This is a genomic window from Enterococcus sp. DIV0876, assembly GCF_050529585.1.
GTDB lineage: Bacteria > Bacillota > Bacilli > Lactobacillales > Enterococcaceae > Enterococcus_D.
Genome location: NZ_CP172882.1, coordinates 2,806,544 through 2,821,671, shown reverse-complemented (window position 1 = coordinate 2,821,671; position 15,128 = coordinate 2,806,544). Strand labels below are relative to the sequence as shown.

The 15,128-nt window shown below is 41.3% G+C and carries 12 protein-coding genes; 4 read left to right on the top strand and 8 right to left on the bottom strand.

Going from position 1 to position 15,128, the window contains the following annotated elements:
• Positions 1-78: 78 nt before the first annotated feature.
• Both IGI41_RS13365 and IGI41_RS13360 read left to right on the top strand, forming a co-directional pair.
• Entirely contained in the window at positions 79-618 is a 540-nt protein-coding gene (locus IGI41_RS13365; RefSeq protein WP_430610262.1) for a C39 family peptidase, read from the top strand.
• Positions 619-689: 71 nt separating this feature from the next.
• Positions 690-1,655, top strand: coding sequence for a ribose-phosphate diphosphokinase (locus IGI41_RS13360; protein WP_430610261.1), 966 nt, complete (start codon positions 690-692; stop codon positions 1,653-1,655).
• Positions 1,656-1,735: 80 nt separating this feature from the next.
• On the opposite strand, the gene IGI41_RS13355 is transcribed toward IGI41_RS13360, so the two are convergent.
• Entirely contained in the window at positions 1,736-2,761 is a 1,026-nt protein-coding gene (locus IGI41_RS13355) for a LacI family DNA-binding transcriptional regulator (RefSeq protein WP_430610260.1), read from the bottom strand.
• Between the two features lie 105 nt (positions 2,762-2,866).
• Entirely contained in the window at positions 2,867-5,131 is a 2,265-nt protein-coding gene (locus IGI41_RS13350) for a glycoside hydrolase family 65 protein (protein WP_430610259.1), read from the bottom strand.
• A gap of 240 nt (positions 5,132-5,371) precedes the next feature.
• Between IGI41_RS13350 and IGI41_RS13345 the strand changes: the two genes are divergently transcribed.
• Both IGI41_RS13345 and IGI41_RS13340 read left to right on the top strand, forming a co-directional pair.
• Positions 5,372-7,546 carry a PTS transporter subunit IIBC gene (locus tag IGI41_RS13345; protein WP_430610258.1) on the top strand — a complete coding sequence of 725 codons (2,175 nt, stop codon included), beginning with the start codon at positions 5,372-5,374 and terminating at the stop codon, positions 7,544-7,546.
• Between the two features lie 78 nt (positions 7,547-7,624).
• Positions 7,625-8,449: an endonuclease/exonuclease/phosphatase family protein gene (locus IGI41_RS13340; RefSeq protein ID WP_430610257.1), complete on the top strand. Its 825-nt coding sequence runs from the start codon at positions 7,625-7,627 to the stop codon at positions 8,447-8,449.
• Positions 8,450-8,559: 110 nt separating this feature from the next.
• On the opposite strand, the gene IGI41_RS13335 is transcribed toward IGI41_RS13340, so the two are convergent.
• From IGI41_RS13335 to IGI41_RS13310, 6 genes are all read right to left on the bottom strand, one after another.
• Positions 8,560-8,997: a hypothetical protein gene (locus IGI41_RS13335; RefSeq protein ID WP_430610256.1), complete on the bottom strand. Its 438-nt coding sequence runs from the start codon at positions 8,995-8,997 to the stop codon at positions 8,560-8,562.
• Positions 8,990-9,763: a MurR/RpiR family transcriptional regulator gene (locus IGI41_RS13330; RefSeq protein WP_430610255.1), complete on the bottom strand. Its 774-nt coding sequence runs from the start codon at positions 9,761-9,763 to the stop codon at positions 8,990-8,992. Before IGI41_RS13330 ends, IGI41_RS13335 begins: the two co-directional genes overlap by 8 nt.
• Before the next feature lie 60 nt (positions 9,764-9,823).
• Positions 9,824-11,155, bottom strand: coding sequence for a 6-phospho-alpha-glucosidase (locus IGI41_RS13325; protein ID WP_430610254.1), 1,332 nt, complete (start codon positions 11,153-11,155; stop codon positions 9,824-9,826).
• Positions 11,156-11,171: 16 nt separating this feature from the next.
• The gene (locus IGI41_RS13320; RefSeq protein WP_430610253.1) at positions 11,172-12,764 is read right to left on the bottom strand and encodes an alpha-glucoside-specific PTS transporter subunit IIBC; all 1,593 of its coding nucleotides are present in this window, start codon (positions 12,762-12,764) and stop codon (positions 11,172-11,174) included.
• Positions 12,765-13,005: 241 nt separating this feature from the next.
• On the bottom strand, positions 13,006-13,677 hold the full coding sequence (locus IGI41_RS13315) for a type 1 glutamine amidotransferase (protein ID WP_430610252.1): 672 nt from the start codon (positions 13,675-13,677) through the stop codon (positions 13,006-13,008).
• Positions 13,670-15,019 (bottom strand): MurT ligase domain-containing protein, encoded by a 1,350-nt coding sequence (locus IGI41_RS13310; protein ID WP_430610251.1) that lies wholly within the window; start codon positions 15,017-15,019, stop codon positions 13,670-13,672. Before IGI41_RS13310 ends, IGI41_RS13315 begins: the two co-directional genes overlap by 8 nt.
• Positions 15,020-15,128 lie beyond the last annotated feature (109 nt).

Genomic DNA, 15,128 nt, shown 5'->3' with positions numbered 1-15,128 from the left:
GTTTTTTTGGGAAAAAGAGATTCCCAACAGTCTGCTGGGGAATCTAAGGTATAATAGGAGAAAAGGAAGGTGATTTAGATGGATGAATCCGTATGGCAAGGCATCCCAGAGGAACGGTTTCGTTTGTATCGGCAGTGGGTCACCCCATCTGGTTATTTATGCGGAACGTATGCAGCTGCTGTTTTTTTGGCTTATTATCAAGATTATATCGACGAATCGATCATTCCTAAAGCATTTCGAAAAAAACATCAACGAGATCTCACTGCTGTGACAGAATTTTTGCGGATGACGATCCAACCACATGGGATGCCGACGATTGCTTGGCAAGTTGCCCATGGCTTGAGCCGCTATTTTGATCACTTTCAATTGCCGTATCGCGGGCGCGCAACCATGATCGGTGGTTGGCAACGGGCTTGCAAGCGCATCGATCAAGGAAAACCTGTCATCATCGGGATATTAAAACCTTTAGGCAGTACCTATGGCAATCATTGGGTAGTCGCGTACGCCTATCAAGAGACAGCAGCGGGAGAACGGTTCTTTAAAGTCCATGACAACTGGGGAAACTATAAAAAAGTGATTCCAGCAAGTTGGGTCAACGGCACAGTAACGTTGCCCTGAATGTGAGACTTAAAAATAAGATAGAAATATGCTAGAATAGATAAAAATAACCATATTCATTGGAGGCAATCATGGGCGAGAGTTATAAAGATAGTTCGTTAAAAATTTTTAGTTTGAATGGCAATGTACCATTGGCAGAGAAAATTGCGAAAGTTTTTGGAACGGAACTAGGAAAATCGAAAGTTACACAATTTAGTGATGGAGAAATCGCCATCAATATTGAAGAAAGTGTCCGTGGTGATCACATTTATATCATTCAGTCGACCAATGAACCCGTTAATGACCATTATTTAGAATTGTTGATCATGATCGATGCGATGAAGCGAGCTAGTGCAAAAACCATTAACGTGGTCTTACCTTATTATGCCTATGCCCGTCAAGACCGTACGGCGAATCCGCATGAACCGATCACAGCCAAATTGATCGCCAATATGTTGGTAGAAGCAGGCGCTTCACGCATACTGACTTTAGATCTCCATGCAGTCCAAGTGCAAGGATTTTTCGATATTCCAGTCGATAATTTATTTACGATTCCTTTATTTGCCCATTATTACCGCCAACAAGGGATGACCGGAGATGAATATGTCGTTGTTTCACCAAAAAACAGCGGCGTGCAAAGAACCAGAAGTTTGGCAGAATATTTGGATACAGCAATCGCGATCGTTGATCAGGATGAAGCTGAAGGCGGCTATGTTATCGGAGATGTCGTAGGCAAAAAGTGTATTTTGGTCGATGACATTTTGAACACTGGTAGTACGTTGGCAAAAGCTGCAGAACTATTGAAAGAAGCAGGGGCGACCGAAATATATGCTTGTGCCTCTCATGCCTTACTTTCACCTCCAGCCAAAAAGATCCTTGATGAATCGATGATCGAACATATTTGTGTCACTGATTCTTGTTGGACAGATGACGCCCGTCACCCAGAAAAATTGTTCTATATCTCATGTGCAGAGCTAATGGGTGAAGCGGTCAAACGGATCCATGAAAATACACCGATGAGTCCATTGTTCCGTTTAGAAAGCAAAGACTATAAATAACTGATAACTTAAAAAAAGCAGCACCAAATGATGATTTGGTGCCGCTTTTTTTGCGGTGTTCTTTTTGTGTAGATTATTGATCATCCATGGTTCACATGATGCAAGTTCAAGACAGTCTCGCGTTTGATCAGCTTATGCGGTACGACCAATTGCACCCCGTTGGAATCTTCGTGATTCAATTGAGCCATCAATCGTTCAGTAGCAATCTTGCCTAAGGACACAATATTGATATCGATACTGGTCAGGTAAGGATGTGTCAATGTGGCAAAAATCGAATTGTTGAAACTGATCACAGATAAGTCATCAGGTACTTTGATCCCATACATTTCTGCTAATTGGATAATGCGGACAGCAAAAAGATCATCGATCACTACAATAGCAGTTGCTTGCGTATCTTTAATGATTTCTTCAAAAGTCACATAATCCTCCGCTTTTTCAAAAGTCAGTGCAGGATAAAAAGGCAAGTTTGCCAGCATCATCGCTTTTTGATACCCAAAAAAACGCTCGAAATAAAGGTTTTCATGGGTTGTGTTGGTCGCAAATAAAATATGGGTATGCCCTTGGGCAATCAAATGCTCAGTCGCTTGTTTTCCAAGCAGTTGGTTGTCATTATCGACAAAAACGATTTTGTCTTCGTTGCTGTATGGCTGGCCAATCAATGTGAAAGGAACTTCTTTGTCGACCAAATAGTCAATGATGGGATCTTTTTCATCGGAATAAACGAGAATGAAGCCATCGACTTGTTTTTGCAGATGCATGCGTTCAACGTTCTTTAATAATGTATCGAAATCTCGGGCAGAGGCAACAGCAACTGTCATTTGGTGGTGGCGGGCCTCTTCGTTGATGGCTTCAATGGTTTCTAAATAAAATGGATTGCCTAGCCGTTCTTTAGAATCCAGTGGGGGCAAAATCACACCGATGGCACTGGAAATTTGTTTGCCCAGATTTCGGGCAGCCAGATTGGGGACATACCCCATGTCTGCCATCACTTTGCGGACTTTCTTTTTGGTATCTTCTGATATACTTGGATGATTGTTGACGACACGGGAGACCGTAGAGGTAGCAACCCCAGCTTTTTTGGCCACATCTTTGACCGTTATACTCACTGCTTCTCCTCCTTTTTTAGCTTATAGTATCATAAAGTGGGATTGGAATGGTAGGACCAATCAAAAGAAAGAAGAAATGCGCACATTTCTTCTTTCGGTCATGTCTTAAACGATGGCAGCTGTTACTTCTTCTTCTAAGATGTAGTCTTCACCATATAATTTGATTGGCAAAGTATCACCGGAGATTTTCTTTAATGTGACAGTTGTATCGTTCACAGAAACAAAGATCAAACGATCGCGGTAATTGATATGGAAGGCATAACTGTGCCATGTACTTGGTAAGAATGGCGCAAACCCTAGATGATCATGATCAGTTTTCATTTGGGCAAAGCCTTGAACGATCGCCAACCAGCTGCCGGTCATAGAGGTGATGTGCAGCCCGTCTTCTGTATCATTGTTGTAGTTATCCAAATCAAGGCGCGCAGTTCGTTCGTACATTTCTAAGGCCTTTTCTTCCATCCCTAATTCTGCCGCTAAGATTGCATGGATACTAGGTGACAACGAAGATTCATGAACGGTCATTGGTTCGTAGAAATCAAAGTTGCGTTGTTTTTCTTCTTGAGTAAATTGATCGCCAAAGAAATAAATACCTTGTAAGACATCTGCTTGTTTGATGAAGCAAGAACGCAAAATGTGGTCCCAAGACCAGTTTTGGTTCAATGGCAAATGTGCAGGATCTAAATCAGCCACTGGCATTAGGTCTTTGTCCAAAAATGTATCATGTTGGACGAAGATCCCTAGTTCTTGATCTTCTGGGAAGTACATATTGTCAATGATATCTTGCCATTTGGCCTGTTCTTCTGCAGAAATCGTCACACTCGTTTCTTCTTTGAACTTTTTATAGTTTTCTAAGGTATAAGTCAAGACCCAAGTCGCCATTTTATTGGTGTACCAGTTGTTGTTGATGTTGTTTTCATATTCGTTCGGGCCGGTCACGCCATGGATCATGTAAGCTTGGTTGCGTTTAGAGTAATGGACACGGTCTGCCCAGAAACGCGCAATCGCGGTCAATACTTCCAAACCTTCTTGTTTCAAGTAGTTCGTATCACCAGTATAATTCGTATAATTATAAATGGCATAAGCAATCGCACCATTACGGTGGATTTCTTCAAAGGTGATTTCCCATTCATTGTGACATTCAATACCAGTAAAGGTCACCATTGGGTATAACGCGCCTGCCAAGCCTTGCTTTTGGGCATTGATGTGGGCTTGAGGCAGCTGATTGTGACGATATTTCAATAGATTGCGGGTAACTTCCGGTTTAGCTAATGCCAAGTACAATGGCACAGCATAGGCTTCAGTATCCCAATAGGTCGCCCCGCCATATTTTTCGCCTGTGAACCCTTTTGGTCCAATATTCAAACGCTCATCTTCCCCATAATAGGTGGAGAATAACTGGAACAGATTAAAACGAATCCCTTGTTGTGCTGCTGCATCTCCTTCGATGATCACGTCTGCCAAAGCCCAACGTGCTTTCCAAGCGTTGACTTGTTCTTCTCGCAAATCTTCATATGATCCAGTATACAATGTAGCTAATTCTGTGATTTTTGCAGGATGGTCATGAGCTGGCACATCACGGCTTGTGATAATCAATACTTCTTTCAATAAAGAGAAGGTTGCGCCCGCTTCACCAGTAAATCGGAAAGTATCTGCAACACATAATTCACTCTTCATCGATGCTTCCGGAGTTTGATCATGATGCATCGCAGAAGTAACGGTGAATTGTTCAATATCAAAATTGTTTTCTACTGTGCGCGTCGTTAAATAGCTGAAATCAGACGTCTTCCCATCGGCCAATTCTTCCCAAAAACGCGCATCGTAGTTACTGTCTTCATTGTGGACGTTGTTATCTAGTTTAGAAACGATTTTGATCTCAGCGTGGCCATCTAAAACCTCTGCCTCCATCTTGATCAGAGCAAGTTCTCGTTTGACGATACTTAAGAAACGCTCAAAAGAAAATTTTACGGTCGCGCCCCCTAAAGAAACCGTGAACGTTCGGCTTAAAATACCAGACTGCATATCCAATTCTAAGTGAAAATCAGTGGGGCTGGTTTTTGCAAGGTCGACCTGCTGATCATTGATATACAGATCCATTGCAATAAAATTGACCGCATTGATGACTTTACCGAAATAATCAGGGTAGCCATTTTTCCACCAGCCAACGCGGGTTTTGTCTGGATACCAAACACCTGCAATATAAGTCCCTAAATGATGGTCACTGCTATACTGCTCCTCAAAATTACCCCGCATCCCCATATACCCGTTACCAATACTGGTTAATGATTCTTGTAAGCGACGGTTTTCTTTATCTAACGTTGACGTGGCGATTTTCCACGGATCGATTTCAAACAAGCGTTGAATTTTTTTCATGAACTACCCCTCCAGAATTCTTATGATAAATTCATCATAAGCGCAAACGATTGCGTCGTCAAGTGTTTGTTGTTGCATTTCATTTGTTTTTTGTGTTTTTGAGCAATTTGCTATATTTTATTCGAAATGATTTATAAAATATATTTAGAAGTTGATGGTTTACAAAATCTTTTTTCTTGGTTAGAATGAAAAAGTAAAGAAACCGATTGCGTAAATCGTTTCAGAAAGGAAGGAAAGAAGATGAAGAAATTATTTAGTTTCGAATTTTGGCAAAAATTCGGGAAAGCATTGATGGTCGTTGTGGCAGTGATGCCAGCAGCGGGCTTGATGATCAGTATCGGTAAAACGATCCCGATGATCAATGCCGATTGGGGAGCGTTGGTCACTACTGGGGGCGTGATTGAAAACATTGGTTGGGCAATTATTGGTAACCTGCATTTATTATTTGCATTAGCAATCGGTGGTAGTTGGGCGAAAGAACGAGCTGGCGGGGCATTTGCAGCTGGGATCGCTTTTGTATTGATCAATCGGATCACCGGATCGATCTTTGGTGTGACAAGTGCCATGCTGACAGAAGAAGGTGCTTTTACGCATACCTTGTTTGGTACAAAAATTATGATCGACGGATTCTTCACTAGTGTATTGGAAGCACCCGCTTTGAATATGGGGGTTTTTGTTGGGATCATTGCTGGATTTGTGGGCGCAACAGCATATAACAAATATTATAATTTCCGCAAATTACCGGATGCGCTATCATTTTTCAACGGCAAACGATTTGTACCTTTTGTGGTGATCGCACGTTCTGTGGCGGTCGCTTTGGTTCTTTCAATTGTTTGGCCATATATTCAAGCCGGAATCAATAACTTTGGGTTGTGGATCGCACAATCGCAAGAAAGTGCACCCGTTTTGGCACCATTTTTATTTGGTACGTTAGAACGATTGTTATTACCGTTTGGGTTGCATCATATGTTGACGATTCCAATCAACTATACAGAACTAGGGGGAACATATACGATTCTTTCTGGTGCGCAAGCCGGAACGCAAGTCTTTGGTCAAGATCCATTATGGTTGGCATGGGCGACTGACTTGGTCAACATGCGCAATGCTGGTGATACGTCGCAATATCAATTCTTGTTAGAGAATTTTGTACCGGCACGTTTCAAGGTGGGACAAATGATTGGTTCTTCTGGTATTTTGATGGGCTTATCTTATGCAATGTATCGAAATGTCGATGCGGATAAACGGCACAAGTATACGTCAATGTATCTTTCAGCTGCCATTGCTGTCTTTTTGACAGGAGTGACAGAGCCATTAGAGTTTATGTTCATGTTTGCTGCGGTACCATTGTATATCGTGTATGCTGTCGTTCAAGGAGCCGCTTTTGCTATGGCAGATATCGTCAATTTGCGGGTCCATTCTTTTGGGAACATTGAGTTGCTGACGCGTACACCAATGGCGATCAATGCTGGGTTGGGTCAAGACTTGATCAATTTTGTACTTGTAACGATTGCATTTGGTGTGGGTATGTATTTCTTAGCGAACTTCTTGATCAAGAAATTCAATTTTGCCACTCCTGGCCGAAACGGCAATTATGAAGTTGAAGGGGCAAGCGATACTACCGCAACAACCGCCGCAGATGGAACACTGGATCCTAATTCACAGGTGGTAAAAATTATTCATTTGTTGGGTGGCCCAGAAAACATCAGCGATGTCGATGCTTGTATGACCCGTTTGCGGGTAACTGTTAAAGACCGGGAATCAGTAGGAGATGAAAAATCTTGGAAAGCTGCTGGGGCCCTAGGGTTGATCGTTAAAGACAACGGGGTTCAAGCTGTCTACGGACCGAAAGCTGATGTGTTGAAATCGGATATCCAAGATGCTTTGGATTCAGGTGTCGCTATTCCCAAAGCAACGGTTTCAGAGCCGACAGTTGCAGCAGAAACACATAAAAGTCAAGGATTGACGGTAGAAATCAGCTCTGTTGCTGATGGGAAAGTTATCCCAATCAATGAAGTCAATGATCAAGTTTTTGCTGATAAGATGATGGGGGATGGCTTTGCAGTGATTCCAGAAAACAAGACGGTATACGCACCTGTTGCTGGACAGGTGACCAATGTCTTCCCAACGAAACATGCGATTGGTTTACTGACAGATAATGGCATCGAGATTCTTGTTCATATGGGGTTAGATACAGTTGAATTGGAAGGAAAACCTTTCACCGTTCGCGTAGCAGAAGGACAGCAAGTCGCCCAAGGAGAAGCGATAGCTGAAATGGATATTGCCGCAGTCAAAGCTGCTGGCAAGGAAACGGATATCGTTGTCGTGATCACCAACACTGATCAAATCGATACATTTACCTTAACACAAACTGGCCAGCAATCTGGGCGGACAGTTGTTGGAACGATCAAAGTATAATACAATAAACCATCGGGTCAGTTTGATTGACCCGATGGATTTTTTGCAAGGATCAGTGATGGAAAGATAGGAGCAACCATGAAAGTTTTAACATTAAATACCCATAGTTGGTTAGAAGAACAGGCAGAAGACAAGCTGCAGATCATCGCCCAAGAAATCGCGGCAGGGGACTATGATGTGATTGCCTTACAAGAAGTCAATCAAAGTATCACTGCGCAAACGATAATCCCTGATGGTTCTTATTGTCCAACACAAGCCTCTGTAGATATCAAAGAAGACAATTTTGCTTTGCGCTTGGTTGAAGCATTAGAAATCATGGATATTGAATATTATTGGTCGTGGAGTTATAGCCATATCGGCTACGACCGCTATCATGAAGGCAATGCGTTGCTATCTAAGCAGCCTATTGTGGCCACGGAATATTTGGCTTCCAAAGCCAACGATGTATTAGATCATACGACAAGAAAAAACCTTAGCGGCTTGACAGAAGTTGCGGGCAAAATGGTCCAAGTAGTAAGCTGTCATTTCTCGTGGTGGGATCAAGGGAAATTCGCTTATGAATGGCAGCAAACCGAAGCATTTTTGCAAGAAGCGACAAACAATATTTTGATCTTAGGTGATTTTAACAACGATGAATCCAGCCCTGGTTATCAGCTTGTATTGGATAGTCCGTTGGGATTACAAGATGCGTTTACCTTGTCACAAAAGACAACAGGGGCTGCGACCGTAAATAAAGCGATTGATGGTTGGCAAGAAAACGCAGGTCATTTGCGGATCGATTATGTATTTGTCACAGGAAATGTTGCTGTCCAAGAATATGAAGTTGTTTTTGATGGCAATCGTGTACCGATCGTTAGTGATCATTTTGGCGTGAAAGCTGTTTTGACATTGACAGAAGGATAGCAAAAAGGGAATCTTGCAAAGATTCCCTTTTTTTTGTCATCAAACCAAATGCGTAAATGAGATAAAAGACGGACCGTATTTGAAATGTCCAGTAAAGCTGAATAAAATAATCACGTTCTATAAAGAATCAATAAAACAAGTAAACTTAGACTGATGCTGATCACACTTGAACCGTAAACGATCCCTTTTTCAATCGGGGTTGCGTATTCTGTTTGATCTTTTGACTGATTGCGACACATAAATATTAAACCGGCACCAATCAGGTTACCCGTTATGATTTGCTGACAAAACAAAATAAAAAGATATTTCCCCAGCAAACCATGCTTACTTTGTGAAAATTTGGCAATATAATATAAAGAACCTGTTTGCATCAACATTATACTAGTCAGTAAAATACCTAAGGCAAACAAAGGATTTGATACTAGCAAGGTTTGTAATGTCATATGTTGGGTCATGATCGTCAGGGACAGATATAAATAATATGCGCCAACAATGACTAGCCAATAGGCCAACAGAATATGTTGGAATGAGAAACGTCGTTTAGTCATATTCCTTCTCCTTTAGTGTGAATTGGCCATAAGAACGAATCAAATAATCAACTAAGCAATTAAGCCCAATCAATGATTGACTAGGAATTTTTTTTCGTCCTATTTGAAAGAAATCGCAGAAATAAGTGAGATGAAAAGTTGTGTGACGTGCAAAGTAATTGTCTCCAGGTGCGGTTAAAGAAAGCACAGGGATTTTGCGGATAGAAAATGTACTGATATTTTCTTTGATATTTTCTGTTTCTCCGCTCAACGATGCGATGATTACACAATCTTCTGAAGTGATCATTGGCATAACCATATCGAATTCGGTTTTATTTGGCAACACAATGACCCTTTTCTCCATCGACAACATCATTTTAGAAAACTCTTCTAAGGCTTTTTTTTGTGAAAATCCAGTAGCATAACAGTAAATCGTTTTGCTTTGATCAAATAGTTGATTGAGGACATCTAAGTCTACCTTTTTCATATAATTAAGGGTGGCAAGAATATCATCCATTTGCTTATCAAATATAGATTTATCAGGAGTTTTCACTTGCGTCAATTTCTGTTGATTGCGCATGAAATATTTAAACTCGGAATAACCAGAAAACCCAAGTTTTTTTGTTAAACGTAAAATTGATGACTTGGAGACATGGACACGTTGGGCCAAATCAATAATATTCAGGTCAGAGATAGCGCCTTCATTTTTGAGGATATAGTCCAAAATTTCACGATCAAGAATACTTAAATCTGACTGATGCTGTTGAATCAAAATCTGTAATTTCAAAAAAGTTCCCTCCCTTTCTTTAAGTATAACTGAAAAAGAGGGAATCGGGGAGCATGCAAATCAATGGAGTGTTGGCCAGAACGATTGATTTGCTTCGATCAAGTCATCTAGTAATTCTTTTGCTACTCTAGCATTAGGAACAACTTTCGATAGTATCATTGCCTGCCATAGTTTATGGTAGGATTTTTCTTCCCACGCTTCAACCACTAATTTTTCGACAGCAACTTGTTGCTCCATCATCCCTTTTTGGAATCGAGGGATAGTGCCTTGTGTGATAGGTTCGGGCCCGTTGCTGCCAACGATGCAAGGAACTTCCACCATAGCAGTTTGGTCAAAATTGACAATTGCTCCTTCATTTGGCACAATCAACAACATTCGTTCTTGTGTATTATAAGCAATAGCTCGAGCCAAATCGACAATGTAGCTAGCGTGCTCATCGACGGCTAATGAAGTATCTTTGGCTGTTTGATTTTCAATGATTCTTTGGCATTCACCGAAGACATGTTTTTCTCTGCCGGCCATCACTTCATTGGCGCGGGTGAAATTTGGGTTGGCGTGCGCAACTTCATCTTGTGGGAAAAAGTAATATTTCAAATACGTATTAGGTAAAGTAGATGGATCGATTTCATATACTTCTTTGGCTTTGGCAAACGTGTGTGACCAGCTTGCATCTGTGTGTTGAGATGCTTCGATTTCTTCTGGTAAGGAATAGCCGTGTTTAGCAACATGCGCTTTAATTGCTGGCATTAAATCTTTTCCTGATTTATCACGAATATCCGTCCACCAGCCAAAATGATTTAGCCCATAGTAGCGAACAATCAGCTCTTTACGAGAAGATAACCCTATTGATTGGGCCATACGTTCTTCAATACCGACTGGCATGTCACATATATGAATGATATTGGCATGAGGTCGTAATTTTCTGGTTGCTTCGGCAACAATTGCGGCTGGATTGGAATAATTCAACATCCAGGCTTGCGGGGAATATTTTTCCATATAATCAACCAATTCTAGCACACCGCCGATTGAGCGCATACCATAAGCTATCCCCCCAGGCCCGCAAGTTTCTTGACCAACAACGCCATATTTCAAAGGGATTTTTTCATCTTTTTCACGCATTGCATATAAGCCAACACGAATATGTGCCATTACGAAATCAACATCGGTAAATGCTGTTTCAGGATCAGTAGTTGCTAAAAACGTTATTTCTGGGGCACGTTCTTTTAACAAAATTGCGCAAGCTTGCGCAACTTTATCTTGGCGTTCTGCCAAGTTATCATAAAACTTGATTTGACGAATTGGAAAACGGTCTAAGTGTTCAAGCAACATCAAAACGATACCTGGTGTAAAGGTACTGCCGCCTCCAGCAATAACGATTGAGAATTTTTTCATTTGTCATTCTTCCTTTCTATTCGTTGATCATTAATAATTTTTCAAATTGTTCACGCACTTGAGGAACATCTAATCCAACAATGACTTGAAACGCATTCCCATTTCTAACAACTCCATGGGCGCCGCCATCTTTAAAAATGTCATCTGGCAACACTTGATCTTGATCTTTTACTGTGATACGAAGGCGTGTTGCGCAATTGGTCACTTTATCGATATTGTCACGCCCACCAAAGCCTTCTAAGTATATAGCAGCTTGTTCAGTATAACGATTTGCACCGGCAATCAAGGGTGCACCATTTGCGGCTTTTTTTTCTTTGTATTCTTTTTTAGAATAAAGTTTTACTTCAGCATTGTTTTCTTCTCTTCCAGGTGTCGCCAACTTAAATTTCAAAATCAAGAAACGGAAAACCAAAAAATAAATGGCGGTGAAAGCCAAACCAATCAATAACTGAGTGAATATCATTGATTTATGATTTTGGAATAAAGGAATCCAAACTTTTGCTAACAAATCGATAAAACCGCCGCCCATGTCGCCAACGACCCCAAAAGCAAACATGGTTGCCGCCATTGTAGCAGCAAGAACGGCATGGACTGCAAACAACGGGGGAGAGATGAACAAAAAGGTAAACTCTAGTGGTTCTGTGATCCCAGCCAAGACAGCAGTTAGCGTGGCAGGAATCAAAATGGCTAATACTTTCTTCTTATTCTCGGGTTTAGCAGTAAAATAAAAAGCAGCTGCAATACCAGGGGCAGCAAATATTTTTGAATTTCCGTGAAGTGCGAATCCACCTTCAGGAAATAGTTGTTTTAATGGTGTACTTGATTGCGCAAATTCTTGTAAGTGTGTCATCCAATACTTGGAAATTCCTTCTTCTACTACTGCAGGACCAAAAACAAAAGGTGTATAAACAAAATGATGGAGGCCTGTCGGGATCAATATTCGTTCTAAGAAGGTATATAACCAAACGCCAAAGACACCAGCACTTGCCAAGAATCCCTGCATGGAACCAATTCCTGCTTGTACTTTTGGCCAAATCAAAGCAATGAGGAAGGCTACTGGCAACATGATGAAAAAGCCCAAAATCACAATGAAGGAAGAGCCTTGGAAAATACCAAGAAAATCAGGTAATTTTGTATCAAAAAATTTATTATGCAAATAAACGACGATTGCGGATATAAAGATAGCACCGATGATACCTGTATCTAACGTTTTGATTCCGGCAATTAACTTTAACCCACTCTCGCCACCAGGATCTGCAGCAAAATTGACACCAAAGAAATCACCAAAGTATTCGATCATACCGGATATAAAATAATTACATGTGATATACACGACGAATGCCTCCATGGCTGCACGTGCGTTTGCTTTTTTGGCTAAACCAATCGGTAAACCTATGACGAAAAGCAGTTCCATCTGATTGAACACAGTCCAAGCACCATTTTCAATAATCGTCCAGATGGAATACCATGTCGTGCCTTCTGTAGCAATACTGCCAACCAACATTGGATTTTTGAAAATAATACAGAGCGCCACCATGATACCTGAAAATGAAAATAAGAGAACTGGTGTAAACATGGCGCCGCCGAAGCGCTGAATCTTTTCCATCATTTTTTAAACATCCCCTTTCAATTTTTACTACGTGTTCAGTATAGAAAATATTGTTAGCGGTTACAATGGTGCGTTAGAGAATAGATCCTTAGTTTCAAATACTGAGAATAGGTAGCAGTGTCAGGGAAATTTCCCATAAAAATAGCGACCCCCAAAAAGATAGATTTTTGGGGGTCGCTTCAAAGTCGTGTTGTCTATAAACGTATATGGAATGTGTACGATTTATCTGGCACATCTCATTTTAAATATCGATCTCGCCATAACGGTTAGCTAACGCAGTCCGAATCAATCGTTCTGCCAAATGTTCATTGCGGGCCAGCAGAGGTCCGTGGAAGTAAGAACCGAAAACATTACGGTAGACGACACCTTCTGTTTGATCCTCGCCATTGTTTCCTTGCCCTTCAAGGACTTTGCCCAGAGGTTTTTCCCCTTTGCCCAAGAAAGTACGGCCATTGTGGTTTTCAAAACCATAGTAGGTTTCGTCAAATTCTTCGTTGTGGATCACGATATCGCCAATGAAGCGATTGTTGTCTTGGCTGAGTGTGTAGTGATCCAACGCGCCAATGCCGTTGATTTTTTCCCCATTGGCACCCATGTAGTAATGTCCCAACAATTGGTAGCCGCCGCAAATGGCCAACATCACACCATCGTTTTCGATATAGCGTGTCAAATCTTCTTTTTTGCTTTGAATATCTTTGGAAACAATCAATTGTTCAAAATCTTGACCGCCGCCAAAGAAAACCAAGTCATATTTTTCGGCTTCAAATGGTTCATGGATACTGACGACTTCTACCTCGAAACCGACACCCATTTTCTCAGCCACATAACGCAACATGAGAAGATTGCCGTTATCGCCATAGGTATTCAGTAGATTGCCATATAAGTGGGCAACACGAAGGCTGTATTTAGTCACGACCCATTCCTCCTTTGATATATCCTTTTTCAGCTAGTTTTTTGCGCAACTGCAAGACGGCAGTATAAGTGGCTAAGATATATACTTTTTCAGTTGGTAAGTTCGCTATGTCGTTGATCACTTCATCTAAATCTTTGGTTTCTATGATGGTCTCTTCCGGAATGCCGGCAACTTTCAAGCGCAGTGCCATATCTTTATGACGGTCGCCGCCAGCAATCACTTGCGGGATCCCCATTTTAGCAAAAGCTTCGTGGTCGCCATCCCAGATCCAACTGACATCGATTCCATCTGCATAATTGGCATTCAATAGGCAAACAAGAGAGAAAGGATAAGGTGAAAGACCGATCATATCGATCACTTGGTTTAACCCAACTGGATTTTTGACCAAAACAAGGGTACATTCTTTGTCACCGATCCGAATCACTTCTTGACGTCCGAAAACTTTCTCGTCGTATGCTAAACCAGATTTGATTTTCTCTGGTGCAACGTGATAGTATTCAGCGACTGCTGTTGCAGCCAGTGCATTGTAAACATTATACATGCCGCCAACTTCGATACGATAAGGCGTGTCATCGATCACAAAATCAGCAGAGGTATTGTCCATCGCGGTGATCGCTGTCAATGTATAATCTAACGCTGGCCGATGGAAACCGCAATTTGGACAATAGTATTTTCCAAGGTTGGCATAAGTGATCATTTGATAATGTAGTAAGTGGTGGCATTCCGGACACAAAACGCCATCGGTATTGTAGTGTGCCATTTGCTCTTGATCAGGCAAATGATCAAACCCATAGTATTTCCGAGGATTGACTGTTGCGACTGAATTGAACAAAGGAGAATCACCATTGCACAAAATCGTTGCTTCCGGTGCATTCGCTGCCCCTTCGACGATCATTTTGTAGGTTGTGTAGATTTCTCCATAGCGATCCATTTGGTCGCGAAAAATATTGGTGAACACGAATAATTCTGGTTTGATATATTTGGTGACTTTGCTTAAACTAGCTTCGTCGATTTCCAAAACGGCAAATTTTTTGCCTTTTTTAGGCTTTGCAGATAAGAAGGTCGAGACGATTCCTTGGACCATATTGGCTCCAGTTGGATTGGTCAGTACTTCATCGAATTCTTGACGCAAAATATTGACTGTTAAAGCGGTCGTTAGCGTTTTACCGTTCGTTCCTGTGATCACGACCACTTGATAATCTTTGGCTAAATGATCCAAAATATGCGGATCCACTTTTAATGCTAATTTTCCTGGCAGACTAGATCCGCCTTTGAAAAAGTTTTTTAATACCCACTGAGAGGTCTTACCGACGGTGACCGCCAGTTGACTTCGTATGCCCATAATTTACCCTCCATTTAGCGCAGTTGTGAAGATTGCGCAAATTCAATTTATCATACCATATTCAACCAAAAAGGTTAAATTGCTTTTGCTATTCTTTAAATTTCTGCTA